Annotated in this window: 14 protein-coding genes, 6 pseudogenes and 1 CRISPR repeat array; of the genes and pseudogenes, 11 read left to right on the forward strand and 9 right to left on the reverse strand. The window is 38.2% G+C overall.

The annotated features are described in order from the left end of the window. Window positions 1-2: 2 nt before the first annotated feature. From PGW99_RS12155 to PGW99_RS12175, 5 genes and pseudogenes are all read right to left on the reverse strand, one after another. Window positions 3-3,236: a site-specific integrase gene (locus PGW99_RS12155; protein ID WP_273777993.1), complete on the reverse strand. Its 3,234-nt coding sequence runs from the start codon at window positions 3,234-3,236 to the stop codon at window positions 3-5. Beyond that, a pseudogene (locus PGW99_RS12160) lies at window positions 3,220-5,491 on the reverse strand (hypothetical protein). The gene PGW99_RS12155 and the pseudogene PGW99_RS12160 overlap by 17 nt, the downstream one beginning before the upstream one ends. After that, window positions 5,491-6,165: a hypothetical protein gene (locus tag PGW99_RS12165; protein WP_273777994.1), complete on the reverse strand. Its 675-nt coding sequence runs from the start codon at window positions 6,163-6,165 to the stop codon at window positions 5,491-5,493. Before PGW99_RS12165 ends, PGW99_RS12160 begins: the two are co-directional and overlap by 1 nt. Window positions 6,166-6,811: 646 nt before the next feature. Further along, a pseudogene (locus tag PGW99_RS12170) lies at window positions 6,812-7,125 on the reverse strand (hypothetical protein). 100 nt (window positions 7,126-7,225) lie between these two features. After that, the gene (locus PGW99_RS12175; RefSeq protein ID WP_273777996.1) at window positions 7,226-7,555 is read right to left on the reverse strand and encodes a DUF4236 domain-containing protein; all 330 of its coding nucleotides are present in this window, start codon (window positions 7,553-7,555) and stop codon (window positions 7,226-7,228) included. Between the two features lie 151 nt (window positions 7,556-7,706). On the opposite strand from PGW99_RS12175, the pseudogene PGW99_RS12180 reads away from it, so the two are divergent. From PGW99_RS12180 to cas6f, 11 genes and pseudogenes are all read left to right on the forward strand, one after another. Next, window positions 7,707-8,284: pseudogene (locus PGW99_RS12180) on the forward strand (class I SAM-dependent methyltransferase); the annotation flags it as partial. Window positions 8,285-8,457: 173 nt separating this feature from the next. Then, window positions 8,458-8,904 carry a GIY-YIG nuclease family protein gene (locus PGW99_RS12185; RefSeq protein WP_273777998.1) on the forward strand — a complete coding sequence of 149 codons (447 nt, stop codon included), beginning with the start codon at window positions 8,458-8,460 and terminating at the stop codon, window positions 8,902-8,904. Then, the gene (locus PGW99_RS12190; protein ID WP_273777999.1) at window positions 8,891-9,952 is read left to right on the forward strand and encodes an HNH endonuclease; all 1,062 of its coding nucleotides are present in this window, start codon (window positions 8,891-8,893) and stop codon (window positions 9,950-9,952) included. The genes PGW99_RS12185 and PGW99_RS12190 overlap by 14 nt, the downstream gene beginning before the upstream one ends. A 158-nt stretch (window positions 9,953-10,110) precedes the next feature. Continuing rightward, a pseudogene (cas1f, locus tag PGW99_RS12195) lies at window positions 10,111-11,077 on the forward strand (type I-F CRISPR-associated endonuclease Cas1f). Then, window positions 11,074-11,249 (forward strand): annotated as a pseudogene (locus PGW99_RS12430) (hypothetical protein); the annotation flags it as partial. The pseudogenes cas1f and PGW99_RS12430, both read left to right, overlap by 4 nt. A gap of 90 nt (window positions 11,250-11,339) precedes the next feature. Continuing rightward, entirely contained in the window at window positions 11,340-13,136 is a 1,797-nt protein-coding gene (locus PGW99_RS12200; RefSeq protein ID WP_443098224.1) for a CRISPR-associated endonuclease Cas3'', read from the forward strand. A gap of 17 nt (window positions 13,137-13,153) precedes the next feature. Beyond that, window positions 13,154-14,020, forward strand: coding sequence for a hypothetical protein (locus PGW99_RS12205; RefSeq protein WP_273778001.1), 867 nt, complete (start codon window positions 13,154-13,156; stop codon window positions 14,018-14,020). 1 nt (window position 14,021) lies between these two features. After that, window positions 14,022-15,011 carry a type I-Fv CRISPR-associated protein Cas7fv gene (gene cas7fv / locus PGW99_RS12210; RefSeq protein ID WP_273778003.1) on the forward strand — a complete coding sequence of 330 codons (990 nt, stop codon included), beginning with the start codon at window positions 14,022-14,024 and terminating at the stop codon, window positions 15,009-15,011. 11 nt (window positions 15,012-15,022) lie between these two features. After that, window positions 15,023-16,036, forward strand: a complete 1,014-nt coding sequence (gene cas5fv, locus PGW99_RS12215) for a type I-Fv CRISPR-associated protein Cas5fv (RefSeq protein ID WP_273778005.1) — start codon at window positions 15,023-15,025, stop codon at window positions 16,034-16,036. A gap of 36 nt (window positions 16,037-16,072) precedes the next feature. Further along, on the forward strand, window positions 16,073-16,171 hold the full coding sequence (locus PGW99_RS12220; RefSeq protein ID WP_273779507.1) for a hypothetical protein: 99 nt from the start codon (window positions 16,073-16,075) through the stop codon (window positions 16,169-16,171). A 47-nt stretch (window positions 16,172-16,218) separates the two neighbouring features. Continuing rightward, complete coding sequence (gene cas6f / locus PGW99_RS12225) at window positions 16,219-16,647, forward strand: type I-F CRISPR-associated endoribonuclease Cas6/Csy4 (protein WP_273778007.1); 429 nt, start codon at window positions 16,219-16,221, stop codon at window positions 16,645-16,647. Between the two features lie 131 nt (window positions 16,648-16,778). After that, window positions 16,779-22,447: a CRISPR direct-repeat array (repeat unit 28 nt; unit sequence GTTCACTGCCGTATAGGCAGCTTAGAAA). A 125-nt stretch (window positions 22,448-22,572) separates the two neighbouring features. Here cas6f and PGW99_RS12230 read toward each other — a convergent pair. The 4 genes and pseudogenes from PGW99_RS12230 to PGW99_RS12245 all read right to left on the reverse strand — a co-directional run bounded on the left by PGW99_RS12230 (window position 22,573) and on the right by PGW99_RS12245 (window position 25,415). Further along, a complete protein-coding gene (locus tag PGW99_RS12230) occupies window positions 22,573-23,325 on the reverse strand; it encodes an ATP-binding protein (RefSeq protein ID WP_273778011.1) in 753 nt (250 codons plus the stop codon). Window positions 23,326-23,335: 10 nt separating this feature from the next. After that, entirely contained in the window at window positions 23,336-23,926 is a 591-nt protein-coding gene (locus tag PGW99_RS12235; RefSeq protein WP_273778013.1) for a DUF1376 domain-containing protein, read from the reverse strand. A 65-nt stretch (window positions 23,927-23,991) separates the two neighbouring features. After that, window positions 23,992-24,243 (reverse strand): hypothetical protein, encoded by a 252-nt coding sequence (locus PGW99_RS12240; protein ID WP_273778014.1) that lies wholly within the window; start codon window positions 24,241-24,243, stop codon window positions 23,992-23,994. Then, a pseudogene (locus tag PGW99_RS12245) lies at window positions 24,233-25,415 on the reverse strand (Arm DNA-binding domain-containing protein). The gene PGW99_RS12240 and the pseudogene PGW99_RS12245 overlap by 11 nt, the downstream one beginning before the upstream one ends. Window positions 25,416-25,419: the final 4 nt, after the last annotated feature.

Here is a 25,419-nt window from a genome sequence, read left to right on the forward strand (position 1 = left end):
ATTTAATCAGTTTCAATAAGTTCCTGTTGGTGTAATACAGCCATAGGCTTATGTACGGTAGCAGGTGATATGTCATCTAACTCATTAAGCTGAACAGATAGTGGGCGACCAATACATGCTAGATGTAAGCAAAATTTAAATGCAGCAAGAGCATGACCATCTTTTTCTGAATAGAGTTGTAGACGAGGAAACTCCTCTAGAGTCGATGGATGTTTATCTGTTGATGCTTTTGCTAATTTGAAAAGTTGAGGTTGTTGTTTAGCATCTAACTTTGTTAGTAAATCTTGTCCAAGTACGTGCCAAAATTTGGCAGGAAATAAAGCCTTAACCTGGGAGTAAAAATGTTCGAGTTGATCGATATCCTTCCAGCGATAATGGATACCTGTGTGTGATGCGGTCACTCGATTCAAAAATACATTCAGGACGCATGCAATTTGTGTTGGTTTTTTACGAGCTATTTTCTGTAAATGTTCAAAAAAATAAGTCACCGCATGAAGCTCTTCAGCGGTATCAAGCATCGCTGGCTTTAAATGGGTTGAGCTATCAATACTAAATAAACGTGGATTCCCTTTTTTTGATTTTATGTCTGCTAAATTTAGGGCATTTTCATACCAATAATTGACAAGCTCTTCTGGTAAGCACATACGTTGAGCTGCAATTTTAGGATCGTGGGTAGTCTCTAATACCTTGAGTGTTTTATAAAAGCGTTGAAGTGAAATTTTAGAGTCTTCTGTGCCAGCGAAGAAAGCAAAAAAGTCATGGGGTTGATTTGTTTGTACTGACAGTTCGTTAAGAATGTCAGTAGCATTACTCTGGAGCCAGTTTGTTTGATCATTCAATAATATAGTTGCTAGAATTGCCTGGTTTTTTTCAAAATTAAAGTCTTTTTCATCTTTTGTTATTTTCAAATTTTTAAATGTTGCATTGTAGCCCATAATTTTTTTAGCCAGTTCATTTGGCATGTCTGGATGATGTTTCTGTAGCTTTTGACCAGCAATCAGATAACTTAAGTGAATATAACTTTTGAAAGTTTCAACGGGTTCTATATGCCCTAAAAGATGTGCGATAACAAACCAATGGTTTTGTCCATGTCGATTTTGAAGAAGTTCAGCTCGAATTTTTTCATATTGGTTTTCGTTATAGTCAGTCAGCTCTTGCACAAGTGGTGCATATTCACAGTTCAGTAAAAGCGATAAATGATTCGCTGCAGTGTGACGAAAAGAGTGAAAGGAGTAATGATGCTCTTTAAAGACCTGATTCAATATCAGTTTTAGGGGCACAGTAACAGTGTGTCTATTCAGTTTTTTATTTTCCTTTAAGTTGCTGAATAAATATAAACTTTTCTTATTCTCTAAACGTTTTTCAACAACAAAATCGCTAAAAAATAGGTACTCATCATCTTTAAGCAAAGCGTATGCAGGCACAATCCGTTCCGCACTATCCGTTTTGAGAAGATGTTGATTCCCTTGTTTTTTTGAACCATAGGGTTGAACCCAAATAGAAAATTGATCTAAACCCTCGATATCTTTTACACGTAACCCGAGTATTTCGTTAATACGCATACCAGTACGGTAAGCCAAAATATAAATGATTTTGAATAATTTATAGTGATGGTCTGAGATGTATTGGTCATGTAAGAGCTGATTTAACTTCTTTAATATTACTTGGAAGGCTGTGTGACCAATGATGCGTGCACGAGGTCGACTTTGCGATGCAATAAATTCAAGTTCGAAATCTTCTGCTTGAAAAACAATTTGTTGAAAGGTGTGAAAGCGTTTCAACATGCGGATTGTTTGGTCTTTAGATTTTTTAAACTCAGGTTGATCTGCTTCATCAGCAAGTCGTGTATTGCTAATGATTTGTTGATAGATTTTGTTCAGCAGATCATTCATGTCATCGTCGGCATCGAAGTATTGTAAGGCATGAGTTAAAAACGGTTCTGCGATCCGGGTGTAATATGTATAGATTGAACTATCTGCGAGTTTTTGATTGTCTTGAAATGCCTTCGTGTACTGAGTTGTATCAAAATCAAAGGTGGCTGATAATTTTTTTATTTGCTCTGAACTTGGTCTATAGAGACTGATGAGCCACAAAATAATACGTTTAGAAAACTCATTAAACTGCTCTTGGTGACGCAGGCAAAAATCAATAATGAGTTCAGCAATAGGTTGTTCCGTTGATGATGTGCGAATCAGTTTCAGCAAGTTTTTATGAATAAATATCACATTACCTACCACTTCAGAAGTATTTAGATCAGGTAAGGGCTTGGTTGCAGAAGAGATATTTCGTTCGATTTCATCACTTAATTGAGTTTTAAATTTTGGGAATGCAAAGTTTTCAAACTCATGTTCTGATAAACCACACGTGAGTGTGTTTTCTAACAAACATTGTGAAAGAGCAGGATCAACATCTGCATTCTGCAGTTGTAGCCAATTAAAATTGGCGTAGTCACGTAAAAACTTAAAAGTCTTGTTGGTGTATGGATGTTTTATTTTTTGAAAAATGATGTGCAGATATGCATTCACGTCTAGACTGATGTCACGAATTTGTCTTGTATTGAAGTGAATGAGCCACAGTCGTGTGAGTTGATCTGGAATAAAATTACGCGATTTGCGTATCGTTTTTTCATCAACAAACAGATCGCCATAGCTTGGAGAAAGTGGCTCTAAAAAGATGATATTAAAATCGAAAATTTTTTGGATTTTTTCAGGGTTTTTTAAATGTTCGAGCAAAGCATTTAATGAAGCTGTTTGATTTAATCCACCGTAGAACATTGAGCAAAGCAGAATATTCCCAATAATTTCATTATCAGAAAAAGCGGAACTATCTTGAGCAAGAATCCAGTAGTCCCACAGTTTTTCGAGGATGATGTCAATTTCATGACCCGCCTGGATCCAATCTAGGGTGAAAATTGGTTGATCGCGTTTCATCTCAAAGATGAGATAAGGTAGTGGGAGGTCTAGGTTATTGCTCTTCTTGAGGTCCTTGATATATGTTCGGAAGAATTCATGGGCATATTTTTTCCAAGCAAGATTCGGTGCTTTACGTTTAATAAACTCATAAATCGCAGGATAAGCTTGAATTAATTCGTCATTTGAGAATTTTTGCTCATCAAAGTATTGTCGGAGCGCTTGTTCTGCATCAGCTCGTAGGTTCTTTTCTAATTCATTACGTTGAAATTGACGTCTATCTTCAGCATAGCGTTTTTTTGGTTTTTTTTTATTGATTGATGACATGAACTTCAATCCCGCTAATTTTAAATTGATCTTTCATTTGCTCTAAAACATTCGCAATTTTAGAAAACTGAGAGAGTGATAAACTGGAAAAAGGATGTGCTGCTTCTTGTTGCATGAGCTCATGTCCAAAGAGAGCTAAAATCTCAGGTTCGGTAATTTTATGAGTTAAAAAAGCACGTGCTGTGTGGCGATGCCAGTTTGCATGATCAAGACCTAATTCAGGATGAAAATCTTTGACTATAGAAGGGCTTAGTGGTATCCACTCTCTATTTTGGATAATGCCAAGTAAGGGCAATTTACTTGTTTTGATTTGTTGTAAGAGCTCAGCTAAGTGTGAGTGGCTCATCATGATTTGAATCGAAAATATTCTAAAAAATTAAGGAATTTTTTTATCTCTTCAACTAAAAATGGACAAAGCGGAATGAGGCGTCCGAATCCTTTTCGGCCGCCTACTTCTTTGTCTGAAACCATCAAAATTTGGCGTTTTAAATTAAAGTTTTTAAGAAATCCAGGGAATTCAGCAACGGGGCGTGCTGCTGTAAATAGCAATAAAATATGCCACATCCAGATGTTGTAATGATTAAAAATTGAAATTAGGTCATCTTCAGCTTGTGAAAAATATTAAATTTCAATACAGCAAAAATCTCTGTAATGACCTGTGGTTTTGGAGCTTTACGACTCCCAAAATGAGTTGTTGAATCAGGGAGTGAAAGTACACAGTTTTCATATGTGCTCGCGACATCTGCACAAACTGATTTTAGAATATCAATATATTGTGCATGTAAACGAGGGATAATCTGATGACAATAAGAAATAGATGATGACTGATTGGCATCAATCCCTGTGATTAAATCTGCGAGTTGTTTATTCCCTGTTTTTGCAAGAACTGTATGATGCAGTAGCGAACTCAGCTTTATGACAGAGAGCTTTGGAATCAACAACTCTTGTCTTAATTTGCGTAAATATTGCTGTATCTCATCGAAACTAACCGACGCCATCTCACGTAGATCCGTAATAAATCTATTGGGTATTGGAATGTCTAAATAGATGGTCTGGTTGAGCAGGCTATCTGAGTACTCAAAATCTCGGTTCTCAAATATATTAAATTTACTGCTTAAGAAGAATTGATCATTTTTATTGATCAATTTTTGGCGGTTATTTAAGTTTTTAGCTCGCTTGCTTTGTATATATAGCCACTCATTCACACTATTTCCGGTCAAAAATGCGAGCATCAGGATCAAAGCACTTTTATTTTGTTGTTCAGAATAGTCCGCATGAAGTTTTTTCAGTAGATGATTCACGCTAGATGGATTCGGGAAAAAACTACTCGACGTGAGTAAATGTTCTTTGCGTTGAATATGTTTTGCAACAAACGGTAGAACATAGTTTTGACTCGATTCTGAATGTGCTGCGAGTGGTGTGACGTGAGTTGGATTGACAACAATTTGCCGATTAATCGGCTCATCAATTAACATTTCTATATTCAGGGCTTTAGATTTAGTCCCTTTTTTTATTTCTATACTTTCTTCGATGAGTTGTTCTTCATCAAGAAATTGATGAAGAAGTTGGGTATCAATACTTGCACGTGCAATCTTTGCTTTGTTTTTTAAAACGTAGTTGAACGTAATGCGAATATCGTTAAGTAGATTTCGATCAAAATCAGGTAGGTCCTGTGTGTCTAGAGTTATCAGATGTTGAATAAATTGTTCTAAGCTCTGTGTTGGATCTTGAAGATAGATGCTCCAGAGACGTTGATATTCTTCTGTATTTTGATATTTTTTTTCAGTATCTAAATTTTTATTTGCTGTCCTAAAGCGCTGGAATAAGCGCTTTACGGTATTGAAGTGTTCTGTGTGTGCTTGTTTAAAAAGCTCTGGTTTAAGCTCAGGAAGAGCAATTAAATAAATGGCCGCTTTTAAAACTAAAATATTCCAATGTTGTGCATGAGTTTGTGACTCAGATAATTGCACAATTGAATTGATATATGAAGTGATGGGTAGATTGCTGATCTTAACTTTTTTAGAAAAAGAGATTACTGAAGGTTTGGGCAGATTTGACTGAAATTCTACATCGACGTTAAAGTAATCGAGATTGAGACCATCTAGAAAGTTGTCAGCCTGTTGCAACGACAATAGTTTAATTACAAAGTTGATGTGTTGTGCACGTTCAAATTGCTCATCACCAAATAATTTTTCAAGCATTTTTTGCAGTGAAATAACTGGCAAATCAATATGCTCGTTTAGATCGTTCGACACTATGATCTCCAAATTTTTTCTGCACTCACAGAGCTATTTGAGTGATCTAAGAGTTCTTTTACACATCTGCTGTGTAGTGATAATTCATTAAAAGTATTTGTGCGCTGTTGGTTGGTATTTTTAATTCGCTGATTGAGTTGATTTCGAGAACATGAAAGTAGTTGTGCAAGCAGTTCCAGACTCATTCGATGATGTGGTTTTAAAGATGATTCTTTGTTAAGGGTTAATAGTGTTTGACGTGAAAGATGAGTGTTAATTAAGTGCAATGTTTTTTCAGGATTCAAAGACTTAATATCAAATTTTGCAGCCTTGATGAATTGAATAAATTCACGACTGCATAACTCCATCAGAAATGCTAACTCATCATCTGAAAAAGATAGCTGATGGTGAATAATTAAAGTGACTTCCTTAATATCCTGTTTTAAATAGCTAATATATAAGTGAATATTATTAAAGATGGTGTAGCCATCAAATTCTGAGGTTTTCCACACATGGAGTTCTTTTATACGACTAGAAATATCTAAATCTGCAGCGAGATTTTTAAACATATTTAAGTAGCATAGGTTGAAACCATAAGCACATGGATGAATGATGATTCTGCTTTTTTTGAAATTTTTTACAGTACTTATCTGTGTTTCTGGAAACTTTAAAAGTAGTTCAGATGTCAAATCCATGTGTGCTATTGAATAAAAATAATACAGCAATGTTCACGTATATTTGGAGTTTTTGAATATGGCAGGAGGCATCATTTTTTTTCTTGTTTTTAAAGTTTTTTTATTATTGAAATTTTCAAATTTCCTCCTCGATTGGATACTCGCTATTAGTTAGCTATATTTGTGAATTGGCAAAAAATATCATGTTTCTATTTTGATGTTCACATAGCTGATCAGAATGAATAGGGTCGGGAGAGTACAGCGGTATGACAATAATAATGCTCAAATTTTTTTGATAGTACATACCGAGTTGACATGCAGAGTTTGTACGAACCTTTTTAAGTATTTACCTACACAATTAAAGATTTTGGACTTGGGCTGTGGTCGGATGGTGACACTTTGGATTTCAAAAAAGAGGAGTAGATGATTCGGTTGAGCTTGTAGTTAAGGTGCGAGAGCCCACAGGGATTTAATGTTAAGCAGTTAAGTTTTTCTGCGTCGCAGATTCGGCCTTGATATTAAAAAAGAGCGAGTCGATGAGTTTATGTTTGATGAAACATTTGACCCTTCGACCCTAGATGGTTTGGCCTGAAGTGAGCCTATCATCGTGATAGGTTTTAAGAATTCAAAAACATACTGATTTAAATTCAAGTCAGCAGCATCAGTTTTAATGGCGAGTAAGGAACTCAGGACAAATATTTTTCTTTGCTTCGAGATCACTTACTTCGGAAAAGGCTTGAATACCGCCTGCAGCTTTAATTCCATCTAAAGCGACAGATAGAGCTTCCTGATCTGACGGGAAAGTTTCATCCCATACAGTAGAAGTACCACTTTGGCTTACCACTTCCAGTGTCCAATCACTGTCAGGCAGTCGATAAATGAGAATTTCGACCTGCTGATTATGTTCCTGTAAAACTTGAGATAAGGGAGAGTCGATTAAATCATTTCATCATAATCGGGAGCATTGTGATTTTCAGGCATCAGCGGCAACCTTTATTGTATTTAACATCCGTCAATAGTAATGAATGAATCAAATTTTGCCTAGCGGAATGAATGTTATGGGTACAAAGCGCGGCTAATTCTAAAAAATAATAGCCCCTACAATAAAACAAAATAATCCAAAAATTATCCATAGCCAGACATTTGATTTAGATGTTTCCATACTTCGGCTATTCAATGGTGATGGTTGCTGAGAAGAGTTCTGTAAGGTATTTGGCTTATTTGTATAGGGATGATGCTTGGAATAAGAAAGTCCTGTTCCTGGGATACCAATACTCGTTCGAGTTCCCTTTTTGCCAATATTCAAAGAAGCACCAGCTTTGCCAATACTGGCACTACTTATGCCTTTATGGGTTAGATTAATTTTTAAGCCTGGTAAGATTTTAATGCTCTTGCGAAATCTGAAGCCCATTTATTTTCCTTTGTAGAAACCAGCTCAGTTTTTTATTTCAATAAAGTAGAGACAATAAAATGAGATTTTGGCTCAATCATAGAACTGTTCATTTGACTTATCTATTGAAATATCAGTATGTTCTTTCACATAAGATATTAGCTTTAAGACAATGAATCAAACATCAAATTATTACAATCAGCATGCCCAAGCATTTTTTGAAAATACCTATCAGGTTGAGATGGAAAGTCTTTATGCACCATTTCTGAGGTATTTATCGGAACAAGCGTCAATTCTGGATTTGGGCTGTGGCTCGGGTCGGGATACATTGGCTTTTAAAAATTTTGGTTATCAGGTAGAGGCAATCGACTATTCAGAGGAGCTGGTTGCAAAAGCACGTCAGCTTACTGAGTTACCAGTGCAGTTGGGCAGTTTTTATGAATTGGCTGTACAGGAGAAATATGATGGCATTTGGGCATGTGCCTCTTTGCTGCACTGCGAGCGAGATAAGTTGTCAGATGTCTTGCACAGGATCTTAATAGCATTAAAGCCAAATGGTGTCTGCTATATGTCCTTTAAATATGGCAGTCAAGATCGTGAAAAGATGGGCGTAGCTTTACCGACTTAAATGAACAGCAGGCACATGATTTGCTCAAGCAGCTCGATCAGGCTTTACTATTACAGCAATGGATTAGTGTAGATAAACGTCCAGACCGAGCAGAAGAATGGCTCAACGTGATATGGAAAAAGAAATCAAAAGCTTTTGATTATTACCCTCAGCGGTTATACGGTCGTTCCGAGTTAATGGAACAGTCCTCTTTGATTCCCACAGAGCATGGAATTTATTTCTGGTGGTTTAAAAAATTCCCCAAGGAATCCCAACAGAACACTGTGTAACTTATAAAGAATATACGCTGTTGTATGTGGGCATCTCTCCAGATAAAAAGACCAAACCTAATAGCAAATCAACGTTGAGAACACGACTTAAAACACACTTTGCGGGTAATGCTGAAGGTTCAACTTTAAGACGAACTTTAGGGATACTTCTGGCTGAGATGAGTGGGTATCCCCTTAGAAGGGTTGGTTCAGGTAATCGAATGACTTTCACACATGCAGGTGAACAATGGCTAGATGCGTGGCTCGAGGATAATGCCTATGTATCTTGGGAAATTTGCGAAGAACCGTGGAATATTGAGGAAAAAGTTTTTGAACAAACTGTACTACCACTTAATTTAAAAGGGAATCAGCACCCGTTCAAAGAAACTCTTTCAGTTATGCGTAAACATGCCATTCAGAACGCGAGAATTTTAGACATAGCAACAGAAGCAGGATTACAAAGACAGGTAAAATTTGAAAATGGGGCAGAATGATCGCGTCATAGAGAATAATCAACCCACACCTCAAGAACAGTTGAAATTCTTAAAGCATATCCAGCAAATTTTGCAGTCAGGTACGTTCACTTCAACCTATAAGTTTGCCTTGCTGATGAGCATTACTCGACTTGCGATTGAACAGGGACAAGATACGGGTGCAGCTCTGCGTCTAGATTATTTGGACATTGCTGAGAAGTTTATTGATCTTTATTGGAAACAATCACTTCCGTTTCAGTTCAGCCAATATGAGCCTTTTATCATTCAACAAAGTACCGGTCGGCAAGCAAAGGTCATCAGTGAAATCCAGAAAGCACAGCAGCAATTTAAAACAATCGCTGCTGCAAGAAGAGATTCAGTTTTTTGGTTAAAACTCAGGAAATCTGTAGCGAGTACAGTGAAGCAAATGCCAGTGGTGTATTTGCAGAACTTGAATGGTCAAACCGTAGAGTTTCTCTATAGTCTTGAGGAGTCCAAGCAGTCACTCAAGCTGTTCCCAAAGGTAATGTATTGTTTAAGACAGTTTAGTGAAATTATTGAAGAGCTGTGCCAAAAGCGCTGGATTGATTTTGTTCGGCTGAACAAGCAGAACCTTATAGTACTGGATGGATTACCTGACCTAGATGAATTCATGTTTGCCCCGAGTCGTAATCAATTGGGACAGGTTGCGGACTTTCTAATTGATTTACAGCAATGCCAGTGTTTTTACTGTGGCAAAAGCTTAAAAAATTCAAAATATGCCGTGGATCATTTTATTCCATGGTCTCTATATCCTGCTGATACCGGACATAACTTCGTTCTGGTGGATGAAAAATGTAATTCACAGAAAAGTAATTATTTGGCATCAGAACATTTCCTGCAGCAGTGGCTGGAGCGCAATCATCTGCATGATCAAGCTATTACACGAGAAATTTCCCAACTTGGTTTCTTAACGGATCTGCAGCGTTCACATCGAGTTGCTGATTGGGCGTATAAGCAGGCGATAGAGAATGAATATTTAGTTTGGTTGGGTGGTAAAGATAAAAAGATATTAACCCAAGGATATTAAGACATTAATTTTTTAAAATATTTTTAACTATATTAATTGCATACAAATTATTTAAATAGATTGCGTCAATATATGACGTTAAATTTCGAAAATTTATTTAAATAATTATTGGAAAAGGATATTTTAAGGACAACTCTTATTCATAACTGATGACAAGAATGGAACAAATCAATCCATCTGATTTAAAAGCTATTTTACATTCGAAACGTGCCAATTTGTACTACCTTGAACATTGTCGTGTGATGCAGAAAGATGGTCGAGTTTTGTATTTGACTGAAGCAAAAAATGAAAACCAATACTGGAATATTCCGATTGCCAATACTACGGTCATTTTACTGGGGACAGGGACATCGATTACCCAAGCAGCTATGCGTATGCTCGCAAGTGCAGGTGTTCTGGTTGGTTTTACAGGTGGAGGTAGCACGCCTTTATTTATGGGCTGTGAAATCGAATGGATGACCCCGCAAAGTGAATATCGACCGACAGAGTATATGCAAGGCTGGATGCAGTTTTGGTTTGATGAAGCCAAACGCTTAGATGTTGCCAAACAGTTTCAATTGGCTCGAGTTGAATATATTCAGAAGATTTGGGCAAAAGATCGAGATTTAAAAGAATATACCTTCCATGTGGATGATTTAGATGTTCAACAGGCATTAATGGCTTATACAGAAAAATTCCAAAACAAAGTAAAGTCGGAGACTTACTACTTGCAGAAGCTGCAACCACAAAACAACTTTATAAAATTGCAGCGACTCGTATAGGTTTAAAAGATTTTAACCGTAATCCTGAACAAGGTGATTTAGCCAATGATTTTTAAATCATGGCAATTATTTGGCTTATGGTTTAGCAGCGACAACACTTTGGGTGCTCGGAATTCCACATGGATTTGCCGTAATGCATGGTAAGACACGGCGAGGGGCATTGGTATTTGATGTTGCCGATTTAATTAAAGATGCCATTGTTTTACCTTATGCCTTTATCTGTGCCAAAGAAAAGATGACTGAACAAGAATTTAGGCAACAGATTTTGCAGAAATTTACTGAGCATAAATGTCTGGACTTTATGTTTGATCAAGTCAAAGCACAAGCTTGTTACCATCATGATGATGTAGAGAGCACGTTATGATTGTGACGTTTATTAGCCAATGTGAAAAGAAAGCCATTCCACGAACGCGTCGGGTATTAGATGCCTTTGCAGACCGAATTGGTGATAACACCTGGCAGACAGTGATTACTGAGGAAGGTCTAATTGCGGTTAAAAATTGCTGCGTAAAACCGTGACCAAAAGTACAGCGGTAAGTTGTCACTGGATTCGAGGCAGACGTCGAAGTGAGTTACTGTGGGTCGTGGGTAATCGGAATAAGTTTAATGCTAAGGGTGTGGTGCCGGTGAATAGTACACAAAAAGATGTAGTTATGGATGTAATCACAATGAAAGCAAAACAAGATGAATTTTATGCGAATACACATTTACAGCCGTTGGCTGAACACTCTTTTGCGATTGGTTATGTCGCACAGAAATTATTTAAAACAGTAGTGGATAACGATGAATATGACAACTTATCTAAAGTTGCATTTTTAGCGGGTTGTTTGCATGATTTAGGCAAATTAGATCCTCTATTTCAAGAGTGGGTTAAAAAAGGAAAACAGAAAGATTCTGAAGATGATGGTCAGCATATCGATGTTAAATTTACCTTTGATAAACACCCTCGTCATAATGAGGTGTCATTATTGCTATTTAATTTTTTTGAACAGCAATGTAAAGGATTGAATAATCGTCAAAAAGAAAGTTTACAGCATATTTTGTATTGGCATCATGCGAAGCCATATCGTCAAAATGATGATTTTACAGGGGTGTATAAAGCCTACGAATATTTAATCAAAAACATTCGAGCAGATCAGTTTGAAATCTTGATTCAACGGACATCTGACTTGGTCAAGAGAATTAACAACCTATCAAAAAATTATCATGCCAATGAAAGTATCGAAAAGCATATCGATTGGAATGTGGCTCAAGCACAAGAGCTAAAAGATAATTTTGAATATCAATTCAAAAGTAAACATTTTCCAGAATTTAAACATTATGCTAATACAGATTCTATAGACGTATTACGTGATAAGGTGCGTATTAACTCAGAACATAATTTATTACGTGCCTGTGTGATTAGTGCAGACTGTTTGATTTCAAAACTGTCTGCGCAAGATTTAATGGAATACATTGCTGAGCAACGCTTAGATGAGTTATTGGATTCACAAGAAACGCTTTCTAATCTATCTGAACATTTAAACAATGTTTCGACAAAATTTCCGAACAGTGAGCGTACTAAAAAACAAAATGAAATTGCACAACAACTTACTGATTTAAGGGATATTGCTGTACTTGCAGGTCCAGCAGGTTGTGGTAAAACCAAAATTGCATTGGAGTGGGCAAAGCTTAAAGATGCAAAAAAAATATTTTGGATTTGCCCTCGTGTACAAGTCTGTCAAGGGATTTTCCAAGAACTGACAGAAAGTTATTTACCAGATGCAAAAGTAGAAATTTTTACAGGTGAATTTAAATTTACCAATGCTTGGGACAAAGTAACACCTGAGAAAGAATATCTATCAGGTGATGTGGTGGTCACAACGATTGATCAAATTGTAGGATCGATTGTCACGCATAGCAAAGTTGATAGTTTAATTCCATTTATGGATGCACACGTGGTATTTGATGAATACCATGAATATATAGGCATGGAGATTTTCAATTTATTGTTTGCTGAATTGATTGCCAATAAAAGTATGCGTAAGAAATATGAAAAAAACACCTTATTAGTTTCGGCCACACCACATTATTCGTATTTAAAACAAGTCTTGGGATTGCATCAAGATGATGTCATTGCAATGCCATCATTTAATGATAGTGAATATAAAATTGAATTTATTGATTATGATGAATCAATAATAGCAGGAAATCCATTTTATCAAGTATATGATGGAAAAACCTTTGTCATTTCCAACACTGCTTTAACAGCACAATTGGGTTTTATTTATCAAAAAAACCAAGAAAAAAGCGTGCTCTTTCATTCAAAGTTTAAGCGCAGTGATAAAAATATTGGTTTAATGAAGTTTATGAGGCATTTAAAAAAGAGGGTACACACAAGTTTGATGTATTGCGTAGTGGTCCAATTGTACAAGCGTCTTTGAATATTACAGCCAAACACATGCTGACAGAAATGACCTCACCCGAAAATATGCTTCAGCGTTTAGGTCGTTTAGATCGTTTTGGGGAAAGTGAAAGTATCAATATTCTAAAAGTTGCGATTACTGAAAATGTAAAAAATGGCAGTTGTAAAGGTTCGTTGGCATTTTTCTTAAATCAATTGAATTGCTTACAGACCACTAAGGCGTGGTACGACTTTTTACAAGATCAACTTGTAGACCAAAGCTTTAAGTTATCGAAGCTCTATCAATTATATAAAGCGTTTCATACTCAACAAGATCAAGAAAATTCTGCTGTTTTTCAAGATATGCAAAAAGCGTTAAAGAAAAGTATTGATCGAATCAATAATAAAGTCACAGAACCAACAAAAATATCTAAACCTAAAACGGCAGAGCAGAAATCTAAGATCAGTAAAAACTCATTACGTGGAGATAGCCGTTTTGTACAGTTAGCCAAATTAAATTTAAATGATTATGCAAAACCAGTGTTTGAAAATGAATATGCCTATCAACCACCGTTAGATGATACAACAGAATATGACAATCTGACTGAATCATTAAATATTATCCAAGAGCTTGGTTTAATCAATTTTATTGCCCAAAAACATGGCAATATTGATCCGTCACATCCAGTGAAAGGTATTCCAGAGAAAAAGCAAAAATCACGATGTATGGTCTTAGAAAACTATGCGAGAGATGCAGATTTTCCTTTGTATCTAAGTTACATCGAAGATGACTTAAATAAAGTTGGGGGCACAGGCATTAGACATCCTGAAGCAATTTATTATGCGGTGTGTGATCAGCAACCGATTGGTTCAATTTCGTTAGACAAACTTAATATTTTAACAACAATGCCAGAGGGTAAATAACATGGCTAAAGTAACAGGCGTAAAAAGCGTAGATTTTAAAATTACAGCATATGGTTATGGGGTAGTGAATTGGAATGGTCCAACATCATTAACAGGTAATGATGGTAAGACTGTTGATAACCATACATTACCAAAACTTCGTGGTTTTAGTAATTTATCAGGTAAGGTAAAAGAAGAAACAGGTTATAAGTATCGTAAAGAAGCATCTGATATTGATTTTAAAGAAACACCTTTATATATCAGCCAAAACTGTATTCGACACCACCTATTTCGTGATCAGTCTTTTGATTTACATTACGCAAAAGACAAGAATTTAATCGATGTTTTAGCATCTATTACAGGATTAATCCGTGGTTATGTTGTGCCATCTAGTCAATGTAAACGTACAAGTCCTCTTTTGATTACTGATTTCATTGATCAGCTCGGTAATGGCAACTTTGAACAACTTTCTAATGCAAGTTCGAGTGAAGAAATTACGCAAGATGATGGTTCAAAAACATATAAACGCGGTGAAAACTCAATTTTCTCTAAAACGACATTTGGCGATACTGAATATATCGCTTATGGCTCAATTAGTATTGAACAATTACAATTTATTTCACTTGATAAGAAATTTGATCGTGCATCAATGATTATTAAAGAAGGTGAAGGCGAAAAGATTGCTGAACGAGTACAGGCATTTATCAAAAGTCTAGATCCTTCGAAAGAACCAAAAGCAACTTTCCATAAAAACTATGTACGTAAGGGAACAATTTTCAATGAAGGTGAAGTTGGTATTTTACTCGACAACACTGCTATTGATATTTTAGTAAAAGAAACGCTTTTAATGCTTGAAGAACTCGTGATTAAACAAGCAAAAGGTTATATGTGTGTAGACACAGTAGAGGTGGATTATAACGACAGTCATAAAATGATGCGTATTAAACGCAACCCAGATCAAGCGAATTCTGAGCCACAACAAGATTATGCAGTTTATTTTGAAGCGCAATAATGAGGTGATTTATGCAAATCATTATTGAATATGAATCTTCTTGGCGAAATTCATTTTTAGATGGCTCTAATAATGAACCTTTACCAAAAGGTGGACGTAATTTTATTGCTTCAATGACTACATTAAAGCAAGAAGGGAATTATAAAAAGCGCAATATTTCAAAAGATACTGTTATGGGCGTACTGAATCGTTTGATTGGAGATCAACGCAAACTCTATCAAGCACGACAAGATGACAATTACTATTTTTCTGAGGTTGAAAAAGTACTTCAGGAGAATGACATTGTCGATCAAGCTTTAAATTGTAATGAGATGGTTTATATCCGTAACGTTTCAGGCAGTACAGATCAAAACTCATTTACAGGTGAAATTAAAGCGAATGATCCGTCTTTTAGATCAAGCTTTTCAGCCGAACTTTGGGGTGTTTTGTGGCTTAATTTGTCTGAGATTTACAAATTTATTTTGGATGAATCATATCCTGTAGCGTACTCCGAAACCTTAGATCCAATTACGGTATGTAGTCGTATTGAGATTTTAAGCTCAGAAAAACCAATGGAACTGACGGAAGATATTCAAGCTGTATTTAGCTGTTTATTGGATCATTTCCCAGATACAAGTTATTTGACTGCTAAAAAACAGTTACCTCTAATCAGTATTTACACTTCTGCTTTATATATCCAAATTGCAAGATTATCTCAAAAATATGATCTTTCAAATGTTTTAACAAAAAGTGGCGGACTGAGCGGCATTTCTAAGCGTGGATTTACCAAAAAAGATTTTATGGATCGTTATACAACAGGAAGTAAAAAGCTAATTTGGGGAAATCCATATTTATTAAAAGAAAAGAAAAAAGGCGAAGGTGAAGTCGTATCTGTTTTAACCAAAGCAAGTGGAAAGCTTACGATCAATCTGAATATTTCTAAAGAACAAGCAAGAGATTTAGAAGAGAAGATTGAAAATGCGGGAGTTTCTTCTTTTTACTTAGGTAAAAAAGGCTTGGCTTATGTCACTGATATTAGACCTTAAGGATAGGATATGAACTATTACATTGAAGTGACATTAATGGAAATTGAGAAGTTTTCCCCTTATGAATTATGGTCACAACTTTACCCTCAATTGCATCTTGCTTTGGTTGAAGTAAAAATGCGGAGGATAAAGTAAATATTGGATTTTCATTTCCTCAATATCGTTTCCATCAAGATAAAGGAGTGGGATTTCTGGGTACAAAATTACGTTTATTTGCTGAGTCTGAATCTGATTTAAAAAAATTTGATATCCGAAAATGGTTAGAATTCTTAGAAGACTATGTACATATCACTTCTATCCGTGAAGTGCCTAGCGATATTAAAGGCTATGCAGTTTATAAACGTAAACAAGTGAAAACCAATGCACAGCGTTTGGCACGTCACCGTGTAAAACGTGGGGATATTGGCTTTGATGAAGCACTAGCTCGATATAGTCATGTTGTTACTACAACGAACTTGCCTTATATCGAAATGCAAAGTTTAAGTACTTCAGATGAACAAAGTAAAAAGCGTTTTAAATTGTTTATTGAAAAATTACCTGCTGAAAAATCTGAAACTCAGGTTTTTAGTACATATGGTTTGAGTTCGGTGTCATCTGTACCCGAATTTTAACCCAATATTTTTTGATTCTTTAACAACTCAATAAAATCAATAAGTTATAATAGTCGGTTAATACTTGGGTCTTTTGTGGGATTTTAGGCATAACTTACTGTTATAGCTTTATTTTTTTCGTTAAAATTGTTGTTCACTGCCGTATAGGCAGCTTAGAAAATTAGCTCATCCATCCACTGCGTTTAAGCTGTGTTCACTGCCGTATAGGCAGCTTAGAAATAACAGGATGCGAGCACCATGTCGGATGGATTGTTCACTGCCGTATAGGCAGCTTAGAAAAATAAGAGGAGAAACAAAACTCCACTTCTCGGGTTCACTGCCGTATAGGCAGCTTAGAAAGATTGTTCCGGTTTATGGTGAGGTGACATTCGGTTCACTGCCGTATAGGCAGCTTAGAAATGAATAAATCCATCCGACATGGTGCTCGCATCCGTTCACTGCCGTATAGGCAGCTTAGAAATTTCCTGCTGTTTAAAATAATTAAATGGTCTAGTTCACTGCCGTATAGGCAGCTTAGAAATGTTTCAGTAGTAAGCTTGCCAGTTTTAGCGTGTTCACTGCCGTATAGGCAGCTTAGAAATGAATTTGCAGCACTTGAGCGAGCAAATGGCAGTTCACTGCCGTATAGGCAGCTTAGAAAATAAGCATTTAAATTAAAATTTTCACGTTTACGTTCACTGCCGTATAGGCAGCTTAGAAAATACGAACAACGTGCGTTACGCATTGAACAGCGTTCACTGCCGTATAGGCAGCTTAGAAATCAACAAAATCAATCGTAACAGTGTTGTCACGGTTCACTGCCGTATAGGCAGCTTAGAAAGATCAGCGGCACGTAAAGCTATGAAGATTGTTGTTCACTGCCGTATAGGCAGCTTAGAAATTTTGCTTTGCGCCCTGTGCTCCAACCGTTTCGTTCACTGCCGTATAGGCAGCTTAGAAATGGTGGGTTCAATCCTGGCCGAAATACAGCAAGTTCACTGCCGTATAGGCAGCTTAGAAAAAATAGAATATTATCTTTTAAGGCTTCTCAGCCGGTTCACTGCCGTATAGGCAGCTTAGAAAATCACTACACACTGCCAATACAACGCTATATTGTTCACTGCCGTATAGGCAGCTTAGAAAATAAATATTTTTAGTTCATTTAATAGGTTTATGTTCACTGCCGTATAGGCAGCTTAGAAAGCTAGTCCATGCACTCGTATCGAGATTGATGTGTTCACTGCCGTATAGGCAGCTTAGAAATTAGCTGCAATGTGTAGATAACATTAGCAGGCGTTCACTGCCGTATAGGCAGCTTAGAAATTAAACCCCATACATCACCCCAATCACCACTGGTTCACTGCCGTATAGGCAGCTTAGAAAAATATTCAAAGGGAAATCTGTCATCGTTCCGCGTTCACTGCCGTATAGGCAGCTTAGAAAAGATAAAAAAGAGCTGGTAAATCTTAGGAGATGTTCACTGCCGTATAGGCAGCTTAGAAAAATCCTTGAAACAGCTCTTTCACTAACGCGCCGTTCACTGCCGTATAGGCAGCTTAGAAAATACATGTGCGGGCTTCCAGCAATATCTGAAAGTTCACTGCCGTATAGGCAGCTTAGAAATTCTGCCTGCTTACCCCAGATTGTGCATTTCCGTTCACTGCCGTATAGGCAGCTTAGAAATTAATCAATTTCAATGCTGCAGATAAGCTATCGTTCACTGCCGTATAGGCAGCTTAGAAAATACTTGGAAGCTGTGCAGAATTTCGGCCAGTGTTCACTGCCGTATAGGCAGCTTAGAAAGGAACCGGGTGCAACAGACTGGCGGCGATGTCGTTCACTGCCGTATAGGCAGCTTAGAAAGTGTTCAAGACAACTATCGTGTAAATGCCTCGGTTCACTGCCGTATAGGCAGCTTAGAAATCACTATTCTTCCAGATTGCGAGAATGTCAGGGTTCACTGCCGTATAGGCAGCTTAGAAAAATGGGAAATGCTGTTGATACCATTCATCAGGGTTCACTGCCGTATAGGCAGCTTAGAAAAAAAACACAACATTCATTTATAAAAAAATATAGTTCACTGCCGTATAGGCAGCTTAGAAAATCAACTAAGGCTTGAACAGCAGCTCCACCAAGTTCACTGCCGTATAGGCAGCTTAGAAATTTAAATCTAAGCGTAGTGCCGTTTACATCAAGTTCACTGCCGTATAGGCAGCTTAGAAAAAACACATAGTAAGAATCACGGGCAATCGCCTGTTCACTGCCGTATAGGCAGCTTAGAAAGATTTGTGCCCAAAGCAGACCAGGGCTACACAGTTCACTGCCGTATAGGCAGCTTAGAAAAAGCTCTACTATTGTTCCTCGTGTTGTACCAAGTTCACTGCCGTATAGGCAGCTTAGAAAGTAATATTACGGCAGCAGCATAAAAAAGGGGCGTTCACTGCCGTATAGGCAGCTTAGAAATATCAGAAAACCTACCAGAACTGGGTAGAGCCGTTCACTGCCGTATAGGCAGCTTAGAAATGGTCGTGGTGGTGCGTGTACCAACAGCCGTTTGTTCACTGCCGTATAGGCAGCTTAGAAAACCGGATTCTGGCTTCATACTTGTGGCCAGTGTTCACTGCCGTATAGGCAGCTTAGAAAATTAATCGTGAAACGCATTTCGGCGAATCCAAGTTCACTGCCGTATAGGCAGCTTAGAAAATCAAGCGCACGGCTGAGTGGATCAATATAGAGTTCACTGCCGTATAGGCAGCTTAGAAATGATGTTGCTCGTACCGTTGCTGACAGCCTGTGTTCACTGCCGTATAGGCAGCTTAGAAATGAATGCGTTATGTGCATCAAGGCCATTGGCCGTTCACTGCCGTATAGGCAGCTTAGAAAAATTGACCTTGAACTTTAGAAGTACTTTGAAAGTTCACTGCCGTATAGGCAGCTTAGAAATAAACTTATTTTATTCATCATTAAAGTTACTTGTTCACTGCCGTATAGGCAGCTTAGAAAATAAAACTAAACATATGTACGCCCCTAGTGTTGTTCACTGCCGTATAGGCAGCTTAGAAAATATTCATGCGCAAATTCTGCCGCTGTAATCAGTTCACTGCCGTATAGGCAGCTTAGAAAAAATGCGTCTGAGCCATGCGAAGCCCAGTCATGTTCACTGCCGTATAGGCAGCTTAGAAAGCTTGTTTACTGCATCACGAACGATACCAAGAGTTCACTGCCGTATAGGCAGCTTAGAAAAATCACTGCCCACTCAGAAACGATCAAAGTCCGTTCACTGCCGTATAGGCAGCTTAGAAAAAACGGCGGCCTTAGACTGGCTTGGGCTGGGTTCACTGCCGTATAGGCAGCTTAGAAAATGGACGTTTCCGGTTTGCTGATATTCTTAATGTTCACTGCCGTATAGGCAGCTTAGAAATTTTTCACGTGCTTCTGCCTGCGGTTTGGCATGTTCACTGCCGTATAGGCAGCTTAGAAAATTGGCGCATTGTGCTTTTCATAACGCACGATGTTCACTGCCGTATAGGCAGCTTAGAAAGTTCTTATATTAAATTTGAACGTGTTGATGGAGTTCACTGCCGTATAGGCAGCTTAGAAAATATTCACGTTTGCTCAAAAAGAGCTGTTTCTGTTCACTGCCGTATAGGCAGCTTAGAAATGTTACGCTAGGCCAGTGCTCAAGCATCCGAAGTTCACTGCCGTATAGGCAGCTTAGAAACGAAAGCGGCTAAGAATACGATCGTCGCACAGGTTCACTGCCGTATAGGCAGCTTAGAAAGAAAAAATACAAGAACAAAATCAATAACTCGAGTTCACTGCCGTATAGGCAGCTTAGAAATTTGGATGTAGGTCACAACTACAGTTGATATAGTTCACTGCCGTATAGGCAGCTTAGAAAAGTGGCTTTATTGTCAATGAGCGCGATACCACGTTCACTGCCGTATAGGCAGCTTAGAAACGTAACCGCTGGGCGAGCACGTTCCGACCGCTGTTCACTGCCGTATAGGCAGCTTAGAAAATGGACTGCCCATTCATTAACAAAAAGCCTTCTGTTCACTGCCGTATAGGCAGCTTAGAAAGGTGAAACCTTGCAACATGGCTACACTCCAACGTTCACTGCCGTATAGGCAGCTTAGAAATGAACAAGTCAATCCGACATGGTGCTCGCATCGTTCACTGCCGTATAGGCAGCTTAGAAATTTATGACGTTCATCGTTTGATTGACCACCATGTTCACTGCCGTATAGGCAGCTTAGAAATATTGAAGTTAATGCGCTTCTCGGCCCAACAAGTTCACTGCCGTATAGGCAGCTTAGAAATTTAGACCTACGAAGATCAAAAGAATTGCACCGTTCACTGCCGTATAGGCAGCTTAGAAATTGCCCGACGGTTTGGGCGTCTGCCTGTGGCTGTTCACTGCCGTATAGGCAGCTTAGAAATTCGAAACAGTCACCAGCTACGAGGCGACCGACGTTCACTGCCGTATAGGCAGCTTAGAAATTATCAACCCCGCCTGTTGTTAGGTCGTTAATGTTCACTGCCGTATAGGCAGCTTAGAAAACGGTATCAACTGCGTCGATCCGTCTTGTGATGTTCACTGCCGTATAGGCAGCTTAGAAATTGCTATATATGCTATGGAACTTCATAGATGAGTTCACTGCCGTATAGGCAGCTTAGAAATTTATCTTCAACAATGGCCGGCTCATCTTCCAGTTCACTGCCGTATAGGCAGCTTAGAAAAAAACACTACAGGAAATGCAGCAACAGCAACAGTTCACTGCCGTATAGGCAGCTTAGAAATTCGGTTTAGGCCCAGGCTTGATCGGCGGTAGGTTCACTGCCGTATAGGCAGCTTAGAAAATGAACAAGAAATTAACCAAGGCAATCAATAAGTTCACTGCCGTATAGGCAGCTTAGAAAAATGTCTAAAATTTCATCTTTTTTCTGTTTTAGTTCACTGCCGTATAGGCAGCTTAGAAAAAAACAGCGTTGGATTACCTGGAATAACAATGTTCACTGCCGTATAGGCAGCTTAGAAAACAATGGCGTAAAAACCGTTCTGCATCGCGTTGTTCACTGCCGTATAGGCAGCTTAGAAAAGGATCAGCACGGTTGTCAGTGTATCCACCCTGTTCACTGCCGTATAGGCAGCTTAGAAAATTATCCATAAGAGCAGGCAAAAGCTTGGTTAGTTCACTGCCGTATAGGCAGCTTAGAAACGGTGGTCCCGAGCGCTAACTGTGACGTCGGGTTCACTGCCGTATAGGCAGCTTAGAAATAAAAATTAACTTATTGTATCTTAAAAACTGCGTTCACTGCCGTATAGGCAGCTTAGAAATTTTTATAAATGGCTTGGTGAAAACTGTGATAGTTCACTGCCGTATAGGCAGCTTAGAAAGATAAGTGACGCGACGGCCTCGGCCTGTTCAGGTTCACTGCCGTATAGGCAGCTTAGAAATTCGCTTACTCCTGTAGCTGTTACGCCTGTTAGTTCACTGCCGTATAGGCAGCTTAGAAAATTAGAACGGATCTTTACAAAATCTGCGTTAAGTTCACTGCCGTATAGGCAGCTTAGAAAAACATCGGTTTTTTTTCGTCTATAGAATTATGGTTCACTGCCGTATAGGCAGCTTAGAAATTGATTCTACACTACCGTATTATGATACGTTCGTTCACTGCCGTATAGGCAGCTTAGAAAATATTATCCACAACCCACTTTAGGCCGTCGGCGTTCACTGCCGTATAGGCAGCTTAGAAATTAATAATTTCTTTAAGTATAGTGCTGATGATGTTCACTGCCGTATAGGCAGCTTAGAAAATTTTAAGCCAAGTAAAACACTGTATTCACCTGTTCACTGCCGCATACTCGCCTAATGAAGGAATTAAATATTTGATGCTTAATTGGTTTATAAAAAGGCGGTTCAAATGAACCACCTTTGATATTTAATAAATATTATTAAAGCGGTTATCCTCCCAATAACACGGTACTACACTCAAATTGTTCTCATGTAACCGTGACCATAATCGGACACCTAAATCCCGCTGCATATTCTGTAATGTGAAATTGGAAATCAGCAGTGTGGATTTCATGTTGTCATAACGGCTATATAAGACCTTATGCACCATCTCTAGACGTTTTTCATGTCGGTCATGCAGGCCATATTCATCTATCACCAATAAATCAAAACTGGAGAAATGGTCGATGACTTCCTTTTCAGAGCGTGAAGCATCTGACCAAGTGTCCATCATTTTTTGAGCAATTTCTGCACTGGTATAGTAGCGTGCAGATTTCGTACTGTTATATAGAATGTTGCGAATGATTGATGTACCTAGATGGGTTTTTCCTGTACCTGGTGTGCCGATGAGCAGCAGGTTCGGATGATGGTCAGAAATAATCTGTTGTGCAAAGGTCTGACATTGTTTGATAGCATTCTCTTGTGCAGAACATGCGACCACATAATTCTTAAAACCACGATCTAGGTAGCGTTTATTGAGCCCTGAATTTTTGATTCTCTGCTGCAGTAAGCGCTGTTGTAGTTCATCTTCATAAGCTGCATGTGAGCGGTGGACAGTTTCTTTAGCACACAATTTACAAAGTCTGTGACCAGCAATTTCCATCAGGGGTATGTGATGGGTAGGGCATAGCATTTCAGTTGCTTCTGCGTGAATCTGGAGCGTTTTAAGCATGGTATTCATGGTCGTTCTCCTAAATCCATTTTGAATTTTCTAAAAAATTCTCATTTTTTTCTTCAAAATTTGAAGATGAAGATGAAGATGAAGATGAAGATGAAGATGAAGATGAAGATGAAGATGAAGATGAAGATGAAGATGAAGATGAAGATGAAGGGCATTGCTTGAGCTTGGTTGGAGCAATGCTTAGGGTATCCTCGGAGAATGCTTGAGCATTTTTTTGCACTTGCTTATTAGATGCTTGAGCATTACTTGCGGATTTATTCCAGCGTGCTTGTGCTGCATTTTTAGCTTTATCAGATTTTATCTGCTGATTTTGTAAAGCCTGGCTTTTTAAACTGGTTAAAAAATTTGAATGAATCTGTTCAGATTCGATTTCAAACAATTCCAATGCGATTAGTGTATTCAACAAAGTTTTAACCTTTGTCTGTTGTGGTAATTTCGTGATGCTGCATATCGTTGCTAGATCATGAGGAATAGCACCATTTTTCCAAAAATCCATCATTAACAGCAGTGCTGCACCGATTTGTTCTGTGGTCATTCGTGCGAATTTTGCCTGTAAGTCACCAATATAGAGTGGCATCCAAATTGAAATATCTTTATGCATGGGTTTACCTTTTTATGGGTATAGAGGGGCTAAGGTCATCGATTAGATGACCTTGTATGTTTGTCTTATTGGTGAGTTAGGCTCATTAACCGGAGGCGGGCTTGTTGGGCTAGATCATCGTAATGGGCTTGTCCCTCATCCAGTAGTCGTTGTAGCCATAGTCTTAATGCTTGGTGATCATCGAAACATTTATTGATCTCCAGCAAAAAGGCCAGATTGTGAAGTTTGGGAATGTGTAACTCATAGATAAGTTCACGAGCGACCATATCTGCTTCCGGACTAACTACTACGCCGCCAAAGAAAGCTTTATTGTTCATGGGCAACCTCCTCTATATTTAGTCTCTCTAGCATGGCTTCAAAAGCACTGCCATCGCGTCGCGTAACATTCGGAATGTAGCGGCTATAGACTCGGAACAGCATTTCAGTCGTTGAGTGCCCCAGTTGGCGTGCAATCCATTCTGGATTCTCACCTGCCGACAACCAGAGTGTTGCAGCTGTATGGCGTGTTTGATAAGCACGACGACTGGGTAGACGCAGTAGGCGTAAGAGAGGATGCCAAACCCGTTTATTGACTAAACGATAATCTAAAGGGCCACCTTCTCGATTACAGAAGACAAATTCTGAACGTCCATTGTTCAGACTTTTTGTTGTATGAGTGCATCATAAACACATTCACTCATTTGAATCGTACGATCGGAGCCATAAGTTTTGGTACCCCAAGTTCCCCATTAACTAAAGCTTCTCGAATGTGAATTTCATGACGTTGGAAATCGATATTTTTCCAGCGCAGTCCATCAATCTCACTGGTGCGCATTCCTGTGAAGAAGCGCACTGTATAGTACGGTTTAAAGTCCTCCCTGACATGCTGCAAAATGAGCGAGACTTCTTGTAGCGTAAAAGGCATAACTTCAGTTTTTTGTGTTTTTAGATTTTTGATATTTTTATAAGGACTATCAAAATCATATCGTTCAGCTGCGCTATCGAGTATCATACGTAACACTGTCATAATCTGGTTGATTCGTGATGGTGATAGACATTCTTGGGCAACTCCGTAAGTCACTTTGGCGAGGGATGTGCGGAATCCTAGAATGTCTGACTTTTTGACGTTAATAATTGGTAAGCTACCAAAATAAGGGATCAAATATTTCCTTAGAACTATTTGGATTTTTCCACGATAACTTGTTCGCCATTCAATTTCTTTTTCTATAAACCAAGTCTTACAATATTCTGAAAACATGGGTGTTTTTGAACTAATTGCATTGACTCTATTTTCAGCTTCTTTGATTTCCTTTAAGCGAGCACTTTTGGGAAAATATTTGGCATAGTCAAAAATGCCCAGCAGAATTTCTGCTTCCATGCGTTCAATTACTTTTTCAAGTTTTTTTCTGTTTTGACTATTGTCTTCTAAAGCTGTGGTTTCGCGACAACGCATGTTGAGATATCGAAAGTCGACCCCCAACTTGCCATATCGTGATCGAATTGCTGCCATAAAA

The organism is Acinetobacter sp. GSS19, from assembly GCF_028621895.1.
GTDB lineage: Bacteria > Pseudomonadota > Gammaproteobacteria > Pseudomonadales > Moraxellaceae > Acinetobacter.

What these genes read in the sequence shown, in the direction of transcription:
- PGW99_RS12175 (WP_273777996.1), bottom strand. Translation starts at nt 7,555, where the DNA reads ATGGGCTTCAGATTTCGCAAGAGCATTAAAATCTTACCAGGCTTAAAA.
- PGW99_RS12220 (WP_273779507.1), top strand. Translation starts at nt 16,073, where the DNA reads ATGGAAATTGAGAAGTTTTCCCCTTATGAATTATGGTCACAACTTTAC.
- PGW99_RS12155 (WP_273777993.1), bottom strand. Translation starts at nt 3,236, where the DNA reads ATGTCATCAATCAATAAAAAAAAACCAAAAAAACGCTATGCTGAAGAT.
- PGW99_RS12235 (WP_273778013.1), bottom strand. Translation starts at nt 23,926, where the DNA reads ATGCATAAAGATATTTCAATTTGGATGCCACTCTATATTGGTGACTTA.
- cas7fv (WP_273778003.1), top strand. Translation starts at nt 14,022, where the DNA reads ATGGCTAAAGTAACAGGCGTAAAAAGCGTAGATTTTAAAATTACAGCA.
- PGW99_RS12240 (WP_273778014.1), bottom strand. Translation starts at nt 24,243, where the DNA reads ATGAACAATAAAGCTTTCTTTGGCGGCGTAGTAGTTAGTCCGGAAGCA.
- PGW99_RS12190 (WP_273777999.1), top strand. Translation starts at nt 8,891, where the DNA reads ATGGGGCAGAATGATCGCGTCATAGAGAATAATCAACCCACACCTCAA.
- PGW99_RS12230 (WP_273778011.1), bottom strand. Translation starts at nt 23,325, where the DNA reads ATGAATACCATGCTTAAAACGCTCCAGATTCACGCAGAAGCAACTGAA.
- PGW99_RS12205 (WP_273778001.1), top strand. Translation starts at nt 13,154, where the DNA reads ATGCTGACAGAAATGACCTCACCCGAAAATATGCTTCAGCGTTTAGGT.
- cas5fv (WP_273778005.1), top strand. Translation starts at nt 15,023, where the DNA reads ATGCAAATCATTATTGAATATGAATCTTCTTGGCGAAATTCATTTTTA.
- PGW99_RS12165 (WP_273777994.1), bottom strand. Translation starts at nt 6,165, where the DNA reads ATGGATTTGACATCTGAACTACTTTTAAAGTTTCCAGAAACACAGATA.